The sequence below is a fragment of the Streptomyces sp. NPDC002018 genome, assembly GCF_042890865.1.
In the GTDB taxonomy this organism is placed as follows: domain Bacteria; phylum Actinomycetota; class Actinomycetes; order Streptomycetales; family Streptomycetaceae; genus Streptomyces.
The window spans coordinates 98,937-118,538 of record NZ_JBIASO010000005.1 but is presented as its reverse complement, the minus strand read 5'-3'; the positions used below and the strand labels follow the sequence as shown (position 1 = coordinate 118,538).

General features: G+C 72.0%; 22 protein-coding genes and 1 pseudogene. 17 read left to right on the top strand and 6 right to left on the bottom strand.

What is annotated here, in order from left to right; translation table 11 throughout:
* Position 1 precedes the first annotated feature (1 nt).
* The 6 genes from ACFYYH_RS10065 to ACFYYH_RS10040 form a co-directional block, all read right to left on the bottom strand.
* The gene (locus ACFYYH_RS10065) at positions 2 to 1,042 is read right to left on the bottom strand and encodes a phosphotriesterase (RefSeq protein WP_388548359.1); all 1,041 of its coding nucleotides are present in this window, start codon (positions 1,040 to 1,042) and stop codon (positions 2 to 4) included.
* A 60-nt stretch (positions 1,043 to 1,102) separates the two neighbouring features.
* The gene (locus ACFYYH_RS10060) at positions 1,103 to 2,569 is read right to left on the bottom strand and encodes a YhfT family protein (RefSeq protein ID WP_388548357.1); all 1,467 of its coding nucleotides are present in this window, start codon (positions 2,567 to 2,569) and stop codon (positions 1,103 to 1,105) included.
* Between the two features lie 31 nt (positions 2,570 to 2,600).
* Positions 2,601 to 2,963 (bottom strand): DUF2620 domain-containing protein, encoded by a 363-nt coding sequence (locus ACFYYH_RS10055; RefSeq protein WP_388548354.1) that lies wholly within the window; start codon positions 2,961 to 2,963, stop codon positions 2,601 to 2,603.
* A gap of 93 nt (positions 2,964 to 3,056) precedes the next feature.
* Positions 3,057 to 3,434, bottom strand: coding sequence for a transcriptional antiterminator (locus ACFYYH_RS10050; RefSeq protein ID WP_388548877.1), 378 nt, complete (start codon positions 3,432 to 3,434; stop codon positions 3,057 to 3,059).
* A gap of 134 nt (positions 3,435 to 3,568) precedes the next feature.
* A complete protein-coding gene (gene yhfZ / locus ACFYYH_RS10045) occupies positions 3,569 to 4,507 on the bottom strand; it encodes a GntR family transcriptional regulator YhfZ (RefSeq protein WP_388548351.1) in 939 nt (312 codons plus the stop codon).
* Positions 4,508 to 4,619: 112 nt separating this feature from the next.
* Positions 4,620 to 5,405 carry a methyltransferase domain-containing protein gene (locus tag ACFYYH_RS10040; protein ID WP_388548874.1) on the bottom strand — a complete coding sequence of 262 codons (786 nt, stop codon included), beginning with the start codon at positions 5,403 to 5,405 and terminating at the stop codon, positions 4,620 to 4,622.
* A 929-nt stretch (positions 5,406 to 6,334) separates the two neighbouring features.
* On the opposite strand from ACFYYH_RS10040, the gene ACFYYH_RS10035 reads away from it, so the two are divergent.
* The 17 genes and pseudogenes from ACFYYH_RS10035 (at position 6,335) to ACFYYH_RS09955 (ending at position 19,475) form a co-directional block, all read left to right on the top strand.
* The gene (locus ACFYYH_RS10035) at positions 6,335 to 6,928 is read left to right on the top strand and encodes a hypothetical protein (protein WP_066950741.1); all 594 of its coding nucleotides are present in this window, start codon (positions 6,335 to 6,337) and stop codon (positions 6,926 to 6,928) included.
* Between the two features lie 232 nt (positions 6,929 to 7,160).
* Complete coding sequence (rpsP, locus tag ACFYYH_RS10030) at positions 7,161 to 7,601, top strand: 30S ribosomal protein S16 (protein WP_388548348.1); 441 nt, start codon at positions 7,161 to 7,163, stop codon at positions 7,599 to 7,601.
* Between the two features lie 2 nt (positions 7,602 to 7,603).
* Complete coding sequence (locus tag ACFYYH_RS10025; RefSeq protein ID WP_005311361.1) at positions 7,604 to 7,843, top strand: RNA-binding protein; 240 nt, start codon at positions 7,604 to 7,606, stop codon at positions 7,841 to 7,843.
* Between the two features lie 206 nt (positions 7,844 to 8,049).
* Positions 8,050 to 8,607: a ribosome maturation factor RimM gene (gene rimM / locus ACFYYH_RS10020; protein WP_388548345.1), complete on the top strand. Its 558-nt coding sequence runs from the start codon at positions 8,050 to 8,052 to the stop codon at positions 8,605 to 8,607.
* Positions 8,607 to 9,428: a tRNA (guanosine(37)-N1)-methyltransferase TrmD gene (trmD, locus tag ACFYYH_RS10015; protein ID WP_388548342.1), complete on the top strand. Its 822-nt coding sequence runs from the start codon at positions 8,607 to 8,609 to the stop codon at positions 9,426 to 9,428. Before rimM ends, trmD begins: the two co-directional genes overlap by 1 nt.
* A gap of 131 nt (positions 9,429 to 9,559) precedes the next feature.
* On the top strand, positions 9,560 to 9,910 hold the full coding sequence (gene rplS / locus ACFYYH_RS10010) for a 50S ribosomal protein L19 (RefSeq protein ID WP_388548340.1): 351 nt from the start codon (positions 9,560 to 9,562) through the stop codon (positions 9,908 to 9,910).
* Positions 9,911 to 9,983: 73 nt separating this feature from the next.
* Complete coding sequence (gene lepB / locus ACFYYH_RS10005; RefSeq protein ID WP_388548337.1) at positions 9,984 to 10,799, top strand: signal peptidase I; 816 nt, start codon at positions 9,984 to 9,986, stop codon at positions 10,797 to 10,799.
* Positions 10,792 to 11,822, top strand: a pseudogene (lepB, locus tag ACFYYH_RS10000) (signal peptidase I). The gene lepB (ACFYYH_RS10005) and the pseudogene lepB (ACFYYH_RS10000) overlap by 8 nt, the downstream one beginning before the upstream one ends.
* The gene (gene lepB / locus ACFYYH_RS09995; protein WP_388548872.1) at positions 11,791 to 12,723 is read left to right on the top strand and encodes a signal peptidase I; all 933 of its coding nucleotides are present in this window, start codon (positions 11,791 to 11,793) and stop codon (positions 12,721 to 12,723) included. The pseudogene lepB (ACFYYH_RS10000) and the gene lepB (ACFYYH_RS09995) overlap by 32 nt, the downstream one beginning before the upstream one ends.
* A gap of 85 nt (positions 12,724 to 12,808) precedes the next feature.
* Positions 12,809 to 13,636: a signal peptidase I gene (lepB, locus tag ACFYYH_RS09990; RefSeq protein WP_388548335.1), complete on the top strand. Its 828-nt coding sequence runs from the start codon at positions 12,809 to 12,811 to the stop codon at positions 13,634 to 13,636.
* A complete protein-coding gene (locus ACFYYH_RS09985) occupies positions 13,626 to 14,120 on the top strand; it encodes an NUDIX hydrolase (protein WP_388548332.1) in 495 nt (164 codons plus the stop codon). The genes lepB (ACFYYH_RS09990) and ACFYYH_RS09985 overlap by 11 nt, the downstream gene beginning before the upstream one ends.
* A gap of 55 nt (positions 14,121 to 14,175) precedes the next feature.
* On the top strand, positions 14,176 to 14,484 hold the full coding sequence (locus ACFYYH_RS09980) for a DUF2469 domain-containing protein (protein ID WP_388548329.1): 309 nt from the start codon (positions 14,176 to 14,178) through the stop codon (positions 14,482 to 14,484).
* 128 nt (positions 14,485 to 14,612) lie between these two features.
* A complete protein-coding gene (locus ACFYYH_RS09975) occupies positions 14,613 to 14,990 on the top strand; it encodes a YraN family protein (protein WP_388548326.1) in 378 nt (125 codons plus the stop codon).
* Entirely contained in the window at positions 14,990 to 16,615 is a 1,626-nt protein-coding gene (locus ACFYYH_RS09970; RefSeq protein ID WP_388548323.1) for a YifB family Mg chelatase-like AAA ATPase, read from the top strand. The genes ACFYYH_RS09975 and ACFYYH_RS09970 overlap by 1 nt, the downstream gene beginning before the upstream one ends.
* Positions 16,612 to 17,778 carry a DNA-processing protein DprA gene (gene dprA / locus ACFYYH_RS09965; RefSeq protein WP_388548321.1) on the top strand — a complete coding sequence of 389 codons (1,167 nt, stop codon included), beginning with the start codon at positions 16,612 to 16,614 and terminating at the stop codon, positions 17,776 to 17,778. The genes ACFYYH_RS09970 and dprA overlap by 4 nt, the downstream gene beginning before the upstream one ends.
* Before the next feature lie 241 nt (positions 17,779 to 18,019).
* The gene (whiG, locus tag ACFYYH_RS09960; protein ID WP_388548319.1) at positions 18,020 to 18,856 is read left to right on the top strand and encodes an RNA polymerase sigma factor WhiG; all 837 of its coding nucleotides are present in this window, start codon (positions 18,020 to 18,022) and stop codon (positions 18,854 to 18,856) included.
* A gap of 79 nt (positions 18,857 to 18,935) precedes the next feature.
* A complete protein-coding gene (locus tag ACFYYH_RS09955; protein WP_388548870.1) occupies positions 18,936 to 19,475 on the top strand; it encodes a TetR/AcrR family transcriptional regulator in 540 nt (179 codons plus the stop codon).
* Positions 19,476 to 19,602 lie beyond the last annotated feature (127 nt).

Genomic DNA, 19,602 nt, shown 5'->3' with positions numbered 1-19,602 from the left:
CTCAGATCTCCTCCGCGTCCGCGTCGGCGCCGGCGCCGGTCAGGAAGCGCAGCGGGTTGCGGCGCGTCAGCAGGTCGATGAGGGAGTCGTCCACGCCCGCCGCGCGTGCCTTCGGCAGGAACGACCGGAAGAGATGGCCGTATCCCTGGCCGCCCTCCGACTCCAGATAGCCGTGGCGCGAGATGTCGCCGCTGAGCAGGACCCGGTCCGCGTGCCCGGCCTCCAGCAGCGCCAGCAGCAGCCGCAGCCGGGTGTCGTCGCTCTGGTAGCTCTCCTTGCCGACGGTGTCGAACGCGACATAGGCGCCGTTCGCGGCCAGTTCGCGGTGGACGGCGGGGTCGTCCAGCAGGTCCTGGTGGCCGAGGGAGATCCGGTGCGGTGCCAGGCCCGTACCGGTGAGCAGGGCGAACTGGGCGAGCGCGCCGCGGCCGAGCTGGGCATGGGTGGCGACGGAGAGGCCCGTGGCGAGGGCGGCGTGGGCGGAGGCGAGGAGCGCGCGGGTCTCGGGCTCGCTCGGCCGGTCGCCGTGGCTGCCGATCTCACCGAGCACGCCGGGCCTGATGCCGGTGTCCCCGAACCCGTCGCCGATCTCCCGGACCAGTGTCTCGGTGAGCTGTCCGACGCTCGCGCCACGGATCTCGTCCGGATGGAACGGTTCGTAGTACCAGCCGGTGGCCGCGACGACCGCGACCCCGGACTCCTCGGCGATACGGGCCAGGGCGCGCGGGTCCCGGCCCATGCCCCGGCAGGTCAGCTCGATCACCAGGCCGAGCCCGAACTCGGCGCGCAGGGCGGCCAGCTCCGCGGTGACGGCGGTGCGGTGGCGCGTGGTGCCGAGGAGCGCGGCGCCGTCGCCCGCCCGGTCGAGATCGAGGACGAGGTGCTCATGGGCGAGCACCGGGCCGCGCACGGCGGCGGCGGGCAGCGCCCCGCCGACGGTGTGGACGGTGTGGACGGTGTGGACGGCGGGGACGGTGGGGACGGAGTGCGGGTGGTGACGGGGGTGGGGGGACGGGGGGTGTGCCCCGGGGTGGTGCTCCATGGTGCGGGTGCCTTCCCGGCGTCGCCCGGATCGGGCGCGTACCTGGATCGGACGGGTGGATCAGCCCTTCAGCGGGGTGAACAGATCGAGCCAGTGGAGGATGTTGAGCAGGACGCCGCCCGCCAGGACCGCCGCGGGCGCCGCCGCCATCCGCACCACCGGCCTGCCCATCGCCTCGTTGAGGAGATAGAGCCCGCCGACGATGAGGATGCCGAGACCGCCGCCCATGACATTGGCCGCGAGCAGGGAGCCGAAGAGGATCGCGAGCGACAGCGTCTCGGTGATCGCGCCGCGCAGATGCTCGGACGAGTCACGGACGCTCGGCAGCTTGCCGAGCACCCTGCCGATGGAGGACAGGGCCAGCACTTCGAGGGCGAAGACCACGGCGCCGACGACGGCCGCGAGGAACGGGTTCGGCAGCAGATAACCGATGGGGTAGACCAGGGTGAAGCCGGCGATGCCGTACGCGCCGGAGGCGAGCGCGGTCGTCGCGATCAGCGGGACGAAGCCGAAGACCCGGTAGAAGTCGACCTGGGCCGCCTCGCTGTACTGCCCCCTGGCGATCAGGAAGCTGGTGGCCTCGCCGCCGCCGAATATGTGCATCTGCGCGAGCACGCAGACGCCCGCGCCGAGCACCATGAACAGCGGCAGATGACGGCGCAGCCGCGCAGCGCTGGAGCTGAAGAGCGAGGCCATCGGATCGTCCGCGGTTTCAGCGGTCTCCGTGCTCTCCGTGCTCTCCGCACTCGCCGTGCCGCCTGTACTCGCTGTGCTCGCCGTGCCGGCCGTACTCGCCGTGCCGGCCGTGCCTGGCTGGTCCCGCTCCGGACCCGAGGTCTGTCCCCCGGCCGCGAGGGCAGCGGCCCGGTCCGCCGTCCGCTGGGCCAGGTCCTTCCTGACCGCGAAACCGATGAGCAGCAGCACCCCGGCCGCCATGGCCGGTGAACCGGCGAAGACATCGGGCCAGAGCTTCATCGTCATGAGGACGAGCGCCAGCTCCAGCACGGCGGCCAGACCGCCGCGCAGCCGGCCGAACTGCCGGGTGATCGCGAGCACGGGGAAGAGCGTGAACAGGAAGAGGATCGGCGTCGACATCTGCTGGAGTGCGGTCAGGAAGTCGACGGGCAGATCGTGCGCCACGTTGTTGGCGCCGCCGAGACCGAAGACGACCACCGCGCCCCAGGCGCCGCCGAGCAGCGGGGCGAGCCACTTCCTCGGCGCGAGGATGCCGAGGATGTCGGTGGGCAGGAAGAGCAGCCACGGGTTGAGAACACCGCTGGACAGGGCCATCGGGGCGCCGAGGCCGAAGATGAAGCCCGCCGAGAGCCCGAAGGACACCGCCGTGGTGGCGGAGCGCTTGGAGCGTCCCCGGATGAAGTCGAGCATGAAGGGGCGTACGCCGTCGTTGAACACGGCCAGGGCCAGGTGCGAGATGAAGGCGGTCAGCGCGCACAGGGCTATGACGAACAGCTTCTGGGTCGGCGAGAAGTCCAGACTGGCGCTGCTCGCTGCGAGAACGGTGCTCACGGGGGTGTCTCCTCTGGGCCCTGGCAGGTCTTCAGGGGGTCGGCCGCGCGGCGATCGCGCGGGCCATGATCGGGGCGATCACGTCGATCTGGTCGATGGCGAAGCCGAAGACCTTCTTGCCGTCCGCCAGCAGTCCGGCGACCTCGTCCGGGGTGGGGACGGACCGGCCGAAGGTGTGGCAGAGGGGCTGTCCCAGCAGCCCGACGAGGACACCGAGGGAGGCACCGGCGCCGGTGTGGCAGGTGCCGAGGTAGTAGTCGGCCTGGCCGGCGCGGAATTTCATCGCGGCGTCCATGTCGTTGGAGACCGTGGTCTCCAGACCGTCGAGGCCGAGCGTGTTCACGGTCTGCGCGACCTCGGTCTTGCCGACGCCGCCGGTGAGGATCTTTGTCATGGCTCAGTCCTTCTCGCTTACGCGCTGTCTCGGGCGGATGAGGCGGATGAGGCGGATGAGGCGGCTGAGGCGGCTCGGGCGGTTCCCGCCGTTTCAGGCCGTGGAGTGCCGGCCGAGCAGCACGGCGAGATGCAGCCCCAGGAAGTTGATCTCGGACTCGGGGAGCGCGGCGCCCAGCTCGCGCCGGGCCCGTACGGAGACCGCGCGCGCCCGTGCCACCGCCTCGGGATGTCCCGCGAGTTCGGCCGCCACCTGCGCGTCCGTCCGGAACCCCTCGACCGGCGTCCCGTCGAGGAGCCGGTTGAGCGCCATCATGAGATGGCTGGTCAGCATGCCCGCCGTGTCCTCGGTGACGGTGTGGCCCTCGGCGGTCAGGGCCTCCAGCTCGTCCTTGACGAACGCGGCGACCTCGGGCCTGACCTGGCCGCTCTCGTGGAACAGCGTGATGCGCAGGGCGAGCCGCTCGTCCATGGTGCTCCTTTCCTCCGGTGAGACGGTCCCGTCGGTGAAACGATCAGACAATAAACAGGATTTTGTATTTTGAGCCGCGACCGAAGACCCGCCGCGCTCCTTCCGGGGGCCGGTCTCCGTCGCGGCGGTCAGTATCAGTAGGAGGGCGCGCGTTCACCGTTCAGTACCTCGGACTGGTGGGTGGTGACGACGGACAGATCGAGGGACTCGCGTACGGCACCGAGCGCCTTCGCCCCCTCGGTCCTGCCGATGATCGCCGCGCGGGAGTTGCGCAGGGCCAGATCCCGGGTCACCTCGTCGTCGAGCGGCAGCACATCCACCCCCGGGCCGAGCCGGCCCTGCGCCTCGTCCAGGTTCCAGACGGTCGCGTCGGCCAGATCGTGCTCGAACAGCTCGCGGAGCTGCATGTACGAGGCCTCGACCCAGGTGATGTCGGCCCGCCCGGCGAACGCCCGCTCGGCCAGCATGCGCTGGTCCTCGGAGGCGTGGTCGACGGCCACGCGCAGCCCCGGCGTCCGCGGTGTGCAGCCATGACGCAGCAGCAGCCCGTGCGCCCCCACATAGGTGGCGGGGCCGAGATCCGCGACCAGCTCGACCGGATGCTCCTCGATCAGCCGGTCGGCGGCGAAGCGCGAGAGGACCACGAGATCGACCTTGCCTTCGAGCAGGGCGGTGGTACGGGCGCCGGCGCCCCGCATGAAGGTGATCGCGAAGGGGGCGCCCGCCTTCTCGAAGGCGGAGCGCAGTCCGGTGGCCAGTCCCTCGTAGCGGCGGGAGTACGGCAGTGGCATCGCCGCGAGCAGGGTGCCGAGCCCGGAGAGCCGCCACAGTATCGAGCGGTCGGAGCGGACGAGGAAGGTGCCGAGATGGCCCCGGGCCGTCGTCTCGATGGCCTGGGCGTTCTCCAGGAGCTGGAGCGCGGCCTGGACGGTTCCGTTTCCGACGCCCAGTTCCACGGCGAAGTCCCGTACGCGCGGCAGCCGCGTGTCCGGCTCGTGGTTGAGCAGCAGAACGGCGAGCTGCCGGGCCGCGAGGCCGTTACGGGTCAGAAAACGTTCGTCGAAGCCTGTCACGGAAGAGACAGTAAACAGGATTCTGGATAGTGACAAGGGTCCGCGGGTTCCCTTTCCGGAACGCGGGCCGGCCGGTCGCTCGGGCCGGATCGCCCAGCTCAGGGCCTCCAGCTCAGGGCCTACGGGCGATCAGATAGCGGAAGACGTTCGGCATCCACACCGTGCCGTCGCGCCGCAGATGCGGATGGAGCGCCTCGCTGATCTCCTTCTCCACCCGCTGCCGGTCCGTCGCCCGGATCGCCCCGTCGAACACCCCGGTCGACAGCAGCCCGCGCACCGCGCTCCCGGTGTCCGCGTAGCCGAACGGACAGGCCACCCGCCCCGAGCCGGCCGGCCGCAGCCCGGCCCGCGCCGCGACCTCCTCCAGATCGTCCCGGCGCGCGGGGCGCCGTGAGCCCTCGCGCAGCCGGTCCGCCTGCCGCCCCGCGGCCCGCAGTACGGCGTCCGTGGCACAGCGCTCCGGCGGCCCCCACCCGGCCAGCACCACCGGGGCGCCCCGCTCCGCCAGCGGTATCGCCGAGTCCAGGGCGGGCGCCAGCTCCCGTTCGTCCCCCGCCACGGTGCCGATCGGCTGGAAGGCGGTGATCAGGTCGTACGAGGGCCGGCCGGGCTCCGCGGCGTCGGTGATCCGGTCGGCGGGCAGCACCGCCCCGGTGGCAGCCGGCAGGCCCGTCCCGATGGCGGCAGGTCCGTCCTCACGGTCCCGTTCCCGCTCGGCGAGCAGTCGCTCCCTGGCCAGCGCCAGCCGCTCACGGTCGGAGTCGACACCGGTCACCCGCGCGCCCCGCGCGGCGGCGAGCAGCAGCGCGAGCCCGGAGCCGCAGCCCAGGCCCAGCATCCGCGTCCCGGCGCGGACCTCCAGCCGCTCGTAGACCGCTTCGTACAGCGGCACCAGCATCCGTTCCTGGATCTCGGCCCAGTCGCGGGCGCGTGCGCTCACGGCCGGGTGCGGGTCCGTGCCGACGGGCCCGCCCGCGACGGCCGCGCCGGGCGGACCTACGGGCGGAGGGGGCCGGTGCCGGTCGAGCGTAGGTGTCATGGATAGCGCCCCAATCCGCCGAGGTCGTCGGAGCCCTGTGTGGCCCGCTCCCGATGCACGCGCGCAGAAAACCCCCCGAATGCCAGGGAACTCCCCATCCGTGCCGGCGTCCAGTGGGTGAGGGGCAAAGCATCAGTGCCCCGGGCGTGCGCCCCCGCGCATATGGCTGGACCCCGGCGTCCGGCAGCCGTCGCCGCACGATCCGGGCAGGGCGAAGGCGCCAGTTCCGGCGCCCCGGGCGACCGATTTCCCCCGCCGGCACCAGGATCTGATCACCATTCTGATCACCATGCGGAGCCGGCCGGCACCGGTCCGGTACGCGGCACGGCGGTGGCCGGACGGCCGCCATGGTGGCGGAGGCGACCGGGGCCGGGCGTGTGTCCCCCGGGCGGTGCCGGGCCCCGCCGGGAAGGCCGCGCCGGCCGGTGCGGGGCGTCCGTACGGTGCCTGGCCGCCAGGGACGGGGCGGTGCCGGAATCGGAGGGCGCCCCGGGTACTGTCGCCGTCGTGGCCCGCGCCCACTGACCGCAGGAGCCGCCCCGACCGGCACCCCCCGCCCGCCCGCACACCCGCCCGGCGACCAGGGGAACGACCGGCAGACGTAGATCGTCTACGCGTCCCTGCGTACGTGGCGCTACGTACCACCTTGGGGCGAGCTGTGAGGCTTCTCCGCAGATCGACGCACCCGCCCTCGTCAGGACGCATCAATGGCAACTGACGGGTACGTGCAAATTATTTGGGATGCCCCGTAATGGAACCCGTGAGGGCTCAGGCTCGTTGTTCACGACGTGAGCACGACACCACCTGTTCTCGCCGCAGAGCTGGCGCAGGCGTGGGCCGACATTCAGCGGTCCCACCCCGAGCTGCCCGATCTTGCCGCGCCAGAGTCCCTGATCGGAGAGTCCTCGTCCGCCTGCGGCGCCGAACTCTCCTTCGAACGACTGCTTCATGAAGCGGTCCACGGCATCGCCGCGGCCAGAGGTGTCCGAGACACCTCCCGCGCGGGCCGCTATCACAACCGCCGATTCCTGGCGATCGCCGAGGAGATGGGCCTCGACCATCCCGAGGAGCCGCATCCCAGCAGCGGCTTCTCCCTGGTCTCGCTCAGCCCCGAGGCCAAGCGCCGATATCGCCCCACCATCGAGCGGCTCCAGCGCGCGCTGAAGGCGCACACGGTCGCGACGGCCGCCGACACCAAACGCAGCTTCCGCGGTCCGGCCGCGCGGCACGGCTCGTCCGGCGGCGGGGTGCGCGTCAAGGCCGTCTGCGACTGCGGCAGGAACGTACGGGTCGTCCCCTCGGTCCTCGCCCAGGCGCCGATCGTCTGCGGCGGCTGCGGGAAGCCGTTCCGTATCCCGGAAGTGGTGGGAGCCGCGAGCTGATCGCCGGGGGGAGCCGCGAGCCGGTCACCCGGCACCGGGACGGGACGTCGGGCCGCTGACGGGGGGGGCACGTCCCGGTGCGGGGGTGTGGCAGAATGGCCAGCTGTACTCGACAGTCGCACAGGACCCCTCTCTCCTCCGGCTGACGCGTCCATCGGGCGGATCGGGTACCGCAACCCCACGCGGCATCCCGTTGTGCCCAACCACGTCAAGACCAGGAGACACCACTCCAGTGGCAGTCAAGATCAAGCTGAAGCGTCTGGGCAAGATCCGTTCGCCTCACTACCGCATCATCGTCGCCGACTCCCGCACCCGCCGTGACGGCCGGGCCATCGAGGAGATCGGTCTGTACCACCCGGTGCAGAACCCCTCGCGCATCGAGGTCGACTCGGAGCGCGCGCGGTACTGGCTCTCCGTCGGCGCCCAGCCGACCGAGCCCGTTCTCGCGATCCTCAAGCTCACCGGTGACTGGCAGGCGCACAAGGGCCTCCCGGCCCCCGCGCCGCTGCTCCAGCCGGAGCCGAAGGCCGACAAGCGCGCCCTCTTCGAGGCCGCCGCGAAGGACGCCGGCGACGAGCCCAAGGGCGAGGCCATCACCCAGAAGGCCAAGAAGTCCGACAAGAAGGCCGACGAAGCCGAGTCCTCGGCCACCGCCGAGTCGACCGAGGCCTGAGCATGCTCGAGGAGGCTCTCGAGCACCTCGTGAAGGGCATCGTCGACAACCCGGACGACGTGCAGGTCGCCTCGCGCAACCTGCGCCGTGGCCGTGTGCTGGAGGTCCGGGTCCACCCCGACGACCTCGGCAAGGTGATCGGCCGCAACGGCCGCACCGCACGTGCTCTGCGGACTGTCGTGGGCGCCATCGGCGGCCGTGGCATCCGCGTCGACCTCGTCGATGTGGACCAGGTTCGCTGATAGAGCTGGAACACCGGCACGGGCCGGGGAAGGCCACCGCCTTCTCCGGCCTTCGCTGCTTTCCGCCGTCGCCGAGCCCCGTCGTCCCCGGGCTCCGTTGTCGCCTGTCGATGTCGAAACACCGCCGCGCGCGTGAAGGTGACGGCCCGGCGCGGTGGCCGTTCCACTGACCGTTTGCCGTCCCGCCGGAAAAGAAGGTGCCTGTAGTGCAGTTGGTGGTCGGGCGGGTGGGCCGCGCCCATGGGATCAAGGGCGAGGTCACCGTAGAGGTGCGTACGGACGAGCCGGAACTGCGGCTCGGCCCCGGCGCCGTCCTCGCCACGGACCCGGCCCCGGCCGGACCGCTGACGATCGAGTCGGGCCGGGTGCACAGCGGCAGGCTGCTGCTGCGCTTCGAGGGCGTACGGGACCGTACGGGCGCCGAGGCGCTGCGCAATGTCCTGCTGATCGCCGAGATCGATCCGGAGGAACTCCCCGAGGACCCGGAGGAGTTCTACGACCATCAGCTCATGGACCTGGATGTCGTCCTGGCCGACGGCACGGAGATCGGCAGGATCACCGAGATCTCCCATCTGCCCTCGCAGGACCTGTTCATCGTGGAACGGCCCGACGGCAGCGAGGTGATGATCCCGTTCGTCGAGGAGATCGTCACGGAGATCGATCTGGAGGAGCAGCGGGCCGTCATCGACCCGCCCCCCGGCCTGATCGACGACCGGGCGGACGTCGTCGACGGGCGGAGCGCGTCCGGTGGGGACGACGGCTGATGCGCCTCGACGTCGTCACGATCTTCCCCGAGTACCTGGAGCCGCTGAACGTCTCGCTGGTCGGCAAGGCCCGCGCGCGCGGCCGGCTCGATGTCCAGGTGCACGACCTGCGGGAGTGGACGTACGACCGGCACAACACGGTCGACGACACCCCCTACGGCGGCGGGCCCGGCATGGTCATGAAGACCGGCCCCTGGGGCGAGGCGCTGGACGAGGTCCTGGCCGACGGCTACGAGGCGGGGGCGCACGGACCGGTCCTGGTCGTCCCGACCCCCAGCGGACGCCCCTTCACCCAGGAACTGGCCGTGGAACTCTCCGAGCGGCCCTGGCTGCTCTTCGCGCCCGCGCGGTACGAGGGCATCGACCGCCGGGTCGTCGACGAGTACGCGACCCGGATACCGGTCGTCGAGGTGTCCATCGGCGACTATGTGCTCGCTGGCGGCGAGGCGGCCGTCCTGGTCATCACCGAGGCCGTCGCCCGGCTGCTGCCCGGGGTCCTGGGCAACGCCGAGTCGCACCGCGACGACTCCTTCGCCCCCGGGGAGATGGCCAATCTGCTGGAGGGCCCCGTCTACACCAAGCCGCCGGAGTGGCGCGGGCGCGGGATTCCGGACGTTCTGCTCAGCGGCCACCACGGCAGGATCGCGCGCTGGCGCCGGGACGAGGCGTTCCGCCGTACGGCGCTCAACCGGCCCGATCTGATCGAGCGCTGCGACCCCGCGGCCTTCGACAAGAAGGACCGCGAGACCCTCTCGATCCTGGGCTGGTCGCCGGAGCCCGGTGGCCGATTTTGGCGCAGGCCGGATGACATGGAAGAATAGGCCGCTGCCGTACGTCCGGTGTGCGCCCCTGCCACAGGGGGAACGACGCCCGCCCGACGCGAACGGCACCCCCGAACTCTCCTCTCGACATCCGCTGATGACCTGTGGCATCAGCGAGGAAGCAGACCCACATGTCCAGCCTGCTCGACACAGTCGACTCCTCGTCGCTCCGCAGCGACCTCCCCGCCTTCCGTCCCGGTGACACGGTGAACGTGCACGTACGCGTCATCGAGGGCAACCGCTCCCGTATCCAGCAGTTCAAGGGCGTGGTCATCCGCCGCCAGGGCTCCGGCGTCCGCGAGACCTTCACGGTCCGCAAGGTCTCCTTCTCCGTCGGTGTCGAGCGCACCTTCCCGGTCCACAGCCCGATCTTCGAGAAGATCGAGCTGGTGAGCCGCGGTGACGTCCGTCGCGCCAAGCTCTACTACCTGCGTGAGCTGCGCGGCAAGGCCGCCAAGATCAAGGAGAAGCGCGACAACTGAGTCGTGCCGACCGGGCCGGCGTTCGTCACGTCGCGCCCGGGTCCACAGGAGCGCCGGATAAGCTCTGGGCCCGATGGACACCGAAGCGGAACACACGGAGCGCGACCGCTCCTCCGGATCCCCCACGGGGACGGAGGAGCGGTCGCGCTCCGCGCGTTCTCCCGGAGACCCCGCCGATTCTCCCGGAGACCCCGCCGAGGCGGCCCCCGCCCGGCGGCTCCCGGGGCTCTCCTGGCGCGGCGCGGGACTGCTCGGCCTCGGCTGCGCGGTCACCGTCCTGCTCGTCAGCGCCTTCGTGGTGCAGCCCTTCCTGATCCCCAGTGGCTCGATGGAGCCCACCCTCCGGGTGGGGGACCGGGTGCTCGTCAACAAGGTGGCGTACCGTTTCGATGCCGAGCCGGAGCGCGGTGATGTGGTCGTCTTCGACGGCACCGGGTCCTTCGTCCAGGAGCCGCCGCGGGAGAACCCCGTCACCGGGCTGCTGCACGGGGCCGCCGCGGCCCTGGGGCTGGCCGAGCCCGCCGAGACCGATTTCGTCAAGCGCGTGATCGGGGTGGGAGGCGACCGGGTGGTCTGCTGCGACAAGGGGGGCAGGGTCGAGGTGAACGGCCGGGCGGTGGACGAGCGGTATCTCCACCCCGGGGACGCGCCCTCCCGGGTCCCCTTCGACATCGTCGTCCCCCAGGGCACCCTGTGGGTCATGGGCGACCACCGGAGCGATTCGCGCGACTCCCGGGACCATCTCGGCGAACCGGGCGGCGGCATGGTGCCCGTCGACAGGGTCATCGGCCGCGCGGACTGGATCGGCTGGCCACCGGGCCGCTGGTCCGGAGCGGACCGGACCGGTGCCTTCCGGGACGTGCGGACCCCGGACGGGGCCCATGGGTAAGCGCGGACGGTCCGCGGCCCACGGCTCGGACACCAGGCTCCCGACCGGCACCCGCCCCACCACGGGCCGGGCACTGCCGGGCCGCGCCGAGCGGCGCAAGCTCGCCCGAAGGGTCAAACGGCGGCGCCGCAGGTCCGCCGTGGCCGAGATACCGATCCTCATCACCGTGGCGCTGCTGATCGCGCTCGTCCTCAAGACCTTCCTGGTGCAGGCCTTCGTGATCCCCTCGGGGTCCATGGAGCAGACGATCAAGATCAGCGACCGCGTGCTGGTGGACAAACTGACACCCTGGTTCGGCTCCCGGCCCGAGCGCGGCGATGTCGTGGTCTTCAAGGACCCCGGCGGCTGGCTGGAGGACGAGCAGCCACCGCCGGACGACTCCCCGGTCGTCGTCAAGCAGGTCAAGCAGGCGCTGACCTTCATCGGACTGCTGCCGTCCGCGGACGAGCAGGATCTGATCAAGCGGGTCGTGGCGGTCGGCGGCGACACCGTCAAGTGCTGCGACCGGGACGGCAGGGTCTCCGTCAACGGCGTGCCGCTGAACGAGCCGTATCTGCACCCGAAGAACGTTCCCTCGGAGCTCCGCTTCGACGTCCGGGTGCCGGCGGGCCGTATCTTCGTGATGGGCGACCACCGGTCCAACTCGGCCGACTCGCGCTTCCATCTCGACGAGGGGTTCCGCGGCACGGTCTCCGAGGAGGAGGTCGTGGGACGGGCGGTCGTCATCGCCTGGCCGTTCGACCACTGGCGGGGACTGGAGGAGCGGGAGACATACGCTTCGGTCCCTGACGCGCGAGCCGCGCCGACGACGGCACGGGGGGCGTCGAATAGTGTGTCGTCCCAGGATCGCAACGGATTGATCCGGCTCCCGAGCCCTGCGGAACTCCCGCTCGTTATGGGAGTGGTGGGCCTGTCCCTTATCGGCGGCAGGCGATCGCTCCGCGCAATCGCACGGAGCAGTCGCACGGAGTGAGGAGTGGATGTGGGGGACGTGGCGGTCGGCGCACGATCCGGACACGATGATCCCGAGGAGGGACACGAGCAGCTCGCCGAGTCGCCCGAAATTGTGACGGACGATACGACGGAACGCGGGAACGGCAATCATGACGGCGCCGGGTCCGGAGCCGGGGACGGCGGATCCACGGAGATGCGGAAGCAGCGCTCCTTCTGGAAGGAACTGCCCCTGCTGATCGGTATCGCGCTGCTGCTGGCGCTGCTGATCAAGACCTTCCTGGTGCAGGCGTTCTCGATTCCCTCGGACTCGATGCAGGACACCCTCCAGCGGGGCGACCGCGTCCTGGTGGACAAGCTCACCCCGTGGTTCGGCTCCGAGCCCGACCGCGGTGAGGTCGTGGTCTTCCATGACCCGGGCGGCTGGCTGGAGGGCACCCCCACGCCCGAGACGAATGTGGTGCAGAACTTCCTGAGCTTCATCGGGCTGATGCCCTCCGCCGAGGAGAAGGACCTGATCAAGCGGGTCATCGCGGTCGGCGGCGACACGGTGGAGTGCCAGAAGGGCGGCAAGGTCCAGGTCAACGGACACCCGCTGAACGAGGAGGGGTACATCTACCCCGGCAACACCCCTTGTGACGACGAGCCGTTCGGGCCGATCAAGGTTCCCGAGGGCCGGATCTGGGTGATGGGCGACCACCGGCAGAACTCGCTGGACTCCCGCTACCACCAGGAGCTGCCCGGTCGCGGCACGGTCTCCACGGACGAGGTGGTCGGACGGGCGTTCGTCGTCGCCTGGCCGGTCAACCGCTGGTCCTTCCTGTCGGTGCCCGACACCTTCGACCAGTCGGGGCTCGGCACCGCCGCGGCGGCGGCCTCCGCGGCGGCTCCCGGGGCGCTCGGTCTCGCCGGGGCGCTCCCCCTGGTGCTCTGGCGCAGAAGGAGGCTGACCGCCGGGGGTACCGCCCGGTAGGGTGCCGTCCCGGATCGTCGCTCCCCGGGGATCGTTCCCCGGGGTCGCCGAGCGGTCCTTTCTCCGGAACGGGGGGAGTGCTGGGATGAGCGGAACAGGACGTACGGAGGCAGGACGTGCGCAGTCGCCCACCGGGGCGGCCCGTACGGCGGCGGAACGTACGCGGGACGGCCACGGCCGCCTCGGCAGTGTGCTGTCGGGGGTGGCCGTGGCCGTCGGCTCTGTGCTCTTCCTCGGCGGATTCGTCTGGGGAGCGGTGGAGTACCGGCCGTACACCGTGCCGACGAACTCGATGAGTCCCGCCGTGAAGGCGGGGGACCGGGTACTGGCCCAGCGGATATCGGGGGACGACGTACGCCGCGGTGATGTGGTGGTCTTCACCGACGCGGACTGGGGCGACCTGCCGATGCTGAAGCGCGTGGTGGGTGTGGGCGGCGACACGGTCGCCTGCTGCGACAAGGACGGCCGGCTGACCGTGAACGGCACCCCGGTCAGGGAACCGTATGTACGCGGGATGATCGGCGGGCGGGCGTCCAGCACGGACTTCGACGCGACGGTGCCCGAGGGCCAGCTCTTCCTGCTCGGGGACGAGCGCGGCGGCTCGCTGGACTCCCGTGTCCACCTCCAGGACCCGGGGCAGGGCTCCGTACCGCTCTCGTCGGTGGACGCCCGGGTCGACGCCGTGGTCTGGCCGTTCGGCGGTCCGGTCGCCCGGCCGGAGGGGTTCGCGGCGCTCCCGGGCGGGGTGTCGCAGGCAGGGCCGGTGCGGCTGGTGGCCGCGGCGATCGTGGGCGGGGCGCTGCTGATCCTTGGCGGTGCGGCGTACGGACCTCTCGCACAGCTCGCCCGGCGGCGGCCGGGCCCGCGACGGGCCCCCGGGGCCGGGGACGGGGTGTCCGCCGGTGTCCGCTGAGGGAGCGCTCCGCAAAGTGGCCCGGGTGGTGCTGCTCGACCCCCAGGACCGGATTCTGCTGCTGCACGGCTTCGAGCCGGCGGCCCCGCGGACGGACTGGTGGTTCACGCCCGGCGGCGGCCTGGAGGGGGACGAGACCCGGGAGGAGGCCGCGCTGCGTGAGCTGGGGGAGGAGACGGGGATCACACAGGTGGAGCTGGGGCCGATGCTGTGGCGCCGGACATGCTCCTTTTCGTTCGACGGGCGACGCTGGGACCAGGACGAGTGGTACTTCCTGGCACGTACGGCACAGACCGAGACCTCGTCCGACGGGCTGACGGAGCTGGAGCGTCGCAGCGTCGCGGGGCTGAGGTGGTGGACCTCCGCCGAACTGTCGGCCACGCGTGAGACGGTGTACCCGACCAGGCTCGCCGAGCTGCTGCGCACGCTGCTCGGTGAGGGTCCTCCGGGTGCGCCGGTGGTCCTCGCCTCCGAAATCGAGTAGGGGCGCGGGGCTCCGGAGCACAATGGGGGGACGTACGGCTGAAGGGGAACATGCCATGAGCGCCGAGGACCTCGAGAAGTACGAGACCGAGATGGAGCTGAAGCTCTACCGGGAGTACCGCGATGTCGTCGGTCTGTTCAAATATGTGATCGAGACCGAGCGACGTTTCTATCTCACCAATGATTATGAGATGCAGGTGCACTCGGTACAGGGTGAGGTCTTCTTCGAGGTCACAATGGCCGACGCCTGGGTCTGGGACATGTACAGGCCTGCCAGGTTCGTCAAGCAGGTACGCGTTCTGACGTTCAAGGACGTGAATATCGAGGAGCTGAACAAGAACGACCTCGAACTGCCCGGCGGCTGAAGGGTATGAGCCGGGCCGCCGGGTCCACCCGCGAGGGTGACGGGGTTGTCCACAACCGGTGAGTTGTCCACCAAGATCCACTTGTGGCGGGCGGTCGCGTCAGAGTCGGTGCCGGAGGTGGTGCCGAAATGAACGCGACGGGGGCACTGGGGCGGTACGGCGAGGAGCTGGCGGCACGCCGGCTGGCCGAGACGGGGATGACCCTGCTGGCCCGCAACTGGCGGTGCGGCAGGACGGGTGAGATCGACATCGTGGCCCGGGACAGCGATGCCCGGGGAGAGGACGTCCTGGTCGTCTGCGAGGTGAAGACCCGCAGGGCCGGTTCGTTCGAACATCCGATGGCCGCCGTGACCCGGGAGAAGGCGGACCGGCTGAGACGGCTCGCCGCCTGCTGGCTGGAGCGGTGCGGCGGCCCGCCGCCCGGCGGAGTCCGGATCGACCTGGTCGGCGTGGTGCTGCCCCGCCGCGGGGCACCCGAGATCGAGCACGCGCGGGGGGTGGCCTGATGGGGTTCGCGCGCGCGTGCTCGGTGGCCCTGGTGGGGGTCGAGGGTGTGGTGGTCGAGGTCCAGGCGGACCTGGAGCCGGGCGTGGCCGCGTTCACCCTGGTGGGGCTGCCGGACAAGAGCCTGGTGGAGAGCCGGGACCGGGTCAGGGCGGCGGTGGTGAACTCCGGCGCCGAGTGGCCGCAGAAGAAACTCACGGTCGGGCTGAGTCCCGCCTCCGTGCCGAAGGGCGGCAGCGGGTTCGATCTCGCCGTCGCGGCGGCGGTGCTCGGCGCGGCCGAGCGCGTCGACGCCCGTGCCATCGCCGACCTCGTGCTGATCGGGGAGCTGGGCCTCGACGGGCGGGTCAGACCCGTGCGCGGGGTGCTGCCGGCGGTGCTCGCGGCGGCCGAGGCCGGCTACCGCCAGGTGGTCGTGCCCGAGCAGACGGCGGGCGAGGCGTCCCTGGTGCCCGGGGTGTCGGTCCTCGGGGTGCGGAGCCTGCGGCAGCTCATCGCCGTACTGACCGACGAGCCGGTGCCCGAGGAGCCGCCGGACACCGTGGCGGGACGCCCGGACGCGATGACGGCCGGGCTGATGGTGCCGGGCGCGGGGGTCGGCACCGGGCCGGCCACCGGCACCGGGGGCGGGGAGCACCAGCCCGACCTGGCCGATGTGGCCGGTCAGACCCCGGCGCGCACCGCACTGGAGGTGGCCGCGGCGGGCGGCCACCATCTGCTGCTCCAGGGCCCGCCGGGAGCGGGCAAGACCATGCTGGCCGAGCGGCTGCCCGGGGTGCTGCCACCCCTCACCAGACAGGAGTCGCTGGAGGTCACGGCGGTGCACTCGGTGGCGGGCATCCTGCCGCCCGGCGAGCCGCTGGTCCGCACGGCGCCCTACTGCGCGCCCCACCACTCGGCCACCATGCAGTCCCTGGTCGGCGGCGGCAACGGACTCCCCCGGCCGGGAGCGGTGTCGCTGGCGCACCGGGGCGTCCTCTTCCTGGACGAGGCCCCCGAGTTCTCCGGCCGGGCGCTGGACGCGCTGCGGCAGCCGCTGGAGTCGGGGCATGTGGTGGTGGCGCGCAGCGCGGGAGTGGTGCGGCTCCCGGCCCGCTTCCTGATGATCCTCGCGGCCAATCCCTGTCCGTGCGGACGGCACACCCTCCAGGGCGCGGGCTGCGAGTGCCCGCCCTCGGTGATCCGCCGCTACCAGTCGCGGCTGTCCGGGCCGCTGCTGGACCGGGTCGATCTGCGGGTCGCCGTCCAGCCCGTCCACCGCGAGGACCTGATGGGACAGGGCGGCAGGGGAGAGTCCACGGCCGTGGTCGCGGCGCGGGTGCGGGAGGCAAGGGCCCGGTCGGCGGCCAGGCTGGCGGGGAGCCCCTGGGCGGTCAACAGCGAGGTGCCCGGCCATGAGCTGCGCACCCGCTGGCCGGCCGCCCCCGGTGCGCTGGCGGCGGCCGAACGGGACCTGGAGCGGGGACTGCTCACCGCGCGCGGTCTCGACCGGGTGCTGCGGGTGGCCTGGACGGTCGCGGATCTCGCCGGGCACGCCCGGCCGGAGGCCCACGATGTCGCGCTCGCGCTGGAGCTGCGCACGGGCATCGCGCGGGGCGCCGCCGTCGCGGCGGGAGGGAGGTCATGAGCCCGGAGGCGATCCCCGGGGAGCGGCTGGCGCGGGCGGCGCTCACCCGGGTGCTGGAGCCGGGGGACGAGCACGGCGGACGGTGGCTGCGGCAGTTCGGCGCCGCCGGGGTGCTGGCGCTGCTCCGCGAGCCCGACGCCGGACGCGGCCGGCTCACCGGGGTCGGGGACCAGCGGCTCGACGGCTACCGGGCACGGGCCGCGGCGGCCGAGCCCGAGCGTGATCTCGCGGCGGTCACCGCGCTCGGCGGGCGGTTCGTCTGTCCCGGCGACACCGAGTGGCCCACCCAGCTCGACGACCTGGGGGAGGCCAGGCCCATCGGGCTCTGGGTGCGGGGCCACCCCGATCTGCGGATCTGGTCGCTGCGCTCCGTCGCCGTGGTGGGTGCTCGGGCGTGTACCTCGTATGGGGCACATATGGCGGCGAGCCTCGGCTCGGGTCTGGCGGAGCGCGGCTGGGTGGTGACGTCCGGTGCCGCGTTCGGGGTGGACGGCGCGGCCCACCGGGGTGCGCTGGCGGCCGGCGGGGCGACCGTGGCCGTGCTGGCCTGCGGGGTGGATGTGGTCTATCCGCGTGGTCACACCGAGCTGATCGGACGGATCGCCGAACAGGGACTGGTCGTCGCCGAACTGGCCCCCGGCGACCATCCCACCCGCAGCAGATTCGTCCTCCGCAACCGGGTGATCGCCGCGCTCACCCGGGGCACGGTGGTGGTGGAGGCGGAGTACCGCAGCGGCTCCCTGGTCACCGCGCGCGACGCGCGGCGGCTCGGCCGCTTCATGATGGGCGTGCCGGGACCGGTCACCAGCGGGCTCTCGGCGGGAGTGCACGAACTGCTGCGCGACGAGGGGGTACTGGTCACGGACGCCGCCGAGGTGGCCGAGCTGATCGGTGACATCGGCGAGCTGGCACCGCCGCGCCGCGGCCCCGTACTCCCCAGGGATCTGCTCCGCCCGGCCGTCGCCCGGGTTCTGGAGGCGCTGCCGGCGCGGGGCACCGCCGCGGGGCCGGAGATCGCGCGGAATGCCGGGACGACCCCGGACGAGGCACTCGGCAGGTTGTACGAACTCCACTCCCTGGGCTTCGTCGAACGGGAGGGGGACGGCTGGCGGCTGACACCCCGGCGGAGTCCGCCGGCCACCACGCGGCGAGGCGGTACTTGACCTGGAGCATTCGGGTGAAAAGGTGAGAGCGATGATCCCTGCGACTCCACCGGCGGCGCCCGGCGGGCCGGCCCGAGCGGTGCCGGCGCCGGATCGAAGGTGTGGTCGAAGGCGGCCACCGGGGCGGGCGCGGTCGCCTGTTTCACGCGTGGAGTGACGCCCCAGTCACGCTACGCTCACCTGCATTCCGGCCCCAGACAGACATCCCCCGCACTTCACAGCAGAACGGCTCAGGCAACGCATGCCCCAGCACACCTCCGGGTCTGACCGCGCGGCAGCGCCCCCGGCTGCCCGGAGCGCCGTACGGCCCCCCGCGCCCACGTCCCTCGAAGAGCTGTGGCGGTCGTACAAGACCACGGGCGACGAGCGGCTGCGGGAGCAGCTGATCCTGCACTACTCACCCCTGGTGAAGTACGTCGCGGGGCGGGTCAGCGTGGGACTGCCGTCCAATGTCGAGCAGGCCGACTTCGTCTCCTCAGGGGTCTTCGGACTGATCGACGCGATCGAGAAGTTCGACATCGAGCGCTCCATCAAGTTCGAGACGTACGCGATCACCCGGATCCGTGGCGCGATGATCGACGAGCTCAGGGCCCTGGACTGGATCCCGCGCTCCGTGCGGCAGAAGGCCAGGGCGGTCGAGCGCGCCTACGCCACCCTGGAGGCTCAGCTCCGGCGTACGCCCTCCGAATCCGAGGTCGCCGCGGAGATGGGGATCGCGCTGGAGGAACTGCACGCCGTTTTCAGCCAGTTGTCCCTGGCGAACGTCGTGGCGCTGGAGGAGCTGCTGCATGTCGGCGGCGAGGGCGGCGACCGGCTCAGTCTGATGGACACCCTGGAGGACACCGCCGCCGACGACCCGGTGGAGGTCGCCGAGGACCGGGAACTGCGGCGGCTGCTGGCCCGCGCGATCAACACGCTCCCCGACCGGGAGAAGACCGTGGTCACGCTCTACTACTACGAGGGCCTCACGCTCGCCGAGATCGGCCATGTCCTCGGTGTGACCGAGAGCCGGGTCAGCCAGATCCACACGAAGTCCGTGCTGCAACTGCGGGCCAAGCTGGCCGACGTCGGACGCTGACGCTGTGCCGGAGGCGCCCCATCCGTAGAGTGGAGGCGTGCCCAGGATTCGAGCGGCCTCCGTGGCCGAGCACCGGACCATGCAACGCGGCGCCCTGTTGGACGCCGCGCGCTCCCTCCTGTCGGAAGGCGGCACGGACGCGCTGACCTTCCCCGCCCTCGCTGAGCGAACAGGTCTCGCCCGGTCCTCCGTCTACGAGTACTTCCGCTCGCGTGCCGCCGTCGTCGAGGAGCTGTGCGCCGTCGACTTCCCGGTCTGGGCGGCCGAGGTCGAGGCGGCGATGGCCGGGGAGAGCACGCCCGAGGCCAGGATCGAGGCCTATGTGCGCCGGCAGCTCGCACTGGTCGGCGACCGCAGGCACCGCGCCGTCGTCGCGATCTCCGCGAGTGAACTCGACGCGGGCGCCCGGGAGAAGATCCGCGCCGCGCACGGCGGTCTGATCGCCATGATCGTCGAAGCCCTGGCCGAACTCGGTCATGAGCAGCCCCGGCTCGCCGCGATGCTGGTCCAGGGTGTCGTGGACGCGGCGGTCCGCCGTATCGAACTCGGCGCGGCCGAGGCGCCACCGGAGATCGCGGAGGCGGCGGTGTCCATGGTGCTGCGCGGCGTACGGGGCTGAGCGCGCCGGCGCCGCCGCCCCTCCGGCGTCCGGCCCGCGCACTGTGCGTCCCCACGCTTCCCGGCGTGCCCGGCGGCGCCGCGCGCGGTGTGCCCAGGCCACCGGTGCCGGCAGGACGAGCGCGTAG

Coding starts and splice junctions, on each gene's coding strand:
- ACFYYH_RS10065 (WP_388548359.1), bottom strand. CDS start 1,042: ATGGAGCACCACCCCGGGGCACACCCCCCGTCCCCCCACCCCCGTCAC.
- ACFYYH_RS10055 (WP_388548354.1), bottom strand. CDS start 2,963: ATGACAAAGATCCTCACCGGCGGCGTCGGCAAGACCGAGGTCGCGCAG.
- ACFYYH_RS10050 (WP_388548877.1), bottom strand. CDS start 3,434: ATGGACGAGCGGCTCGCCCTGCGCATCACGCTGTTCCACGAGAGCGGC.
- ACFYYH_RS10040 (WP_388548874.1), bottom strand. CDS start 5,405: ATGCTGGTGCCGCTGTACGAAGCGGTCTACGAGCGGCTGGAGGTCCGC.
- ACFYYH_RS10025 (WP_005311361.1), top strand. CDS start 7,604: ATGCTCGAGGAGGCTCTCGAGCACCTCGTGAAGGGCATCGTCGACAAC.
- trmD (WP_388548342.1), top strand. CDS start 8,607: ATGCGCCTCGACGTCGTCACGATCTTCCCCGAGTACCTGGAGCCGCTG.
- rplS (WP_388548340.1), top strand. CDS start 9,560: ATGTCCAGCCTGCTCGACACAGTCGACTCCTCGTCGCTCCGCAGCGAC.
- lepB (WP_388548337.1), top strand. CDS start 9,984: ATGGACACCGAAGCGGAACACACGGAGCGCGACCGCTCCTCCGGATCC.
- lepB (WP_388548335.1), top strand. CDS start 12,809: ATGAGCGGAACAGGACGTACGGAGGCAGGACGTGCGCAGTCGCCCACC.
- ACFYYH_RS09980 (WP_388548329.1), top strand. CDS start 14,176: ATGAGCGCCGAGGACCTCGAGAAGTACGAGACCGAGATGGAGCTGAAG.
- ACFYYH_RS09975 (WP_388548326.1), top strand. CDS start 14,613: ATGAACGCGACGGGGGCACTGGGGCGGTACGGCGAGGAGCTGGCGGCA.
- ACFYYH_RS09970 (WP_388548323.1), top strand. CDS start 14,990: ATGGGGTTCGCGCGCGCGTGCTCGGTGGCCCTGGTGGGGGTCGAGGGT.
- dprA (WP_388548321.1), top strand. CDS start 16,612: ATGAGCCCGGAGGCGATCCCCGGGGAGCGGCTGGCGCGGGCGGCGCTC.
- whiG (WP_388548319.1), top strand. CDS start 18,020: ATGCCCCAGCACACCTCCGGGTCTGACCGCGCGGCAGCGCCCCCGGCT.
- ACFYYH_RS09955 (WP_388548870.1), top strand. CDS start 18,936: ATGCAACGCGGCGCCCTGTTGGACGCCGCGCGCTCCCTCCTGTCGGAA.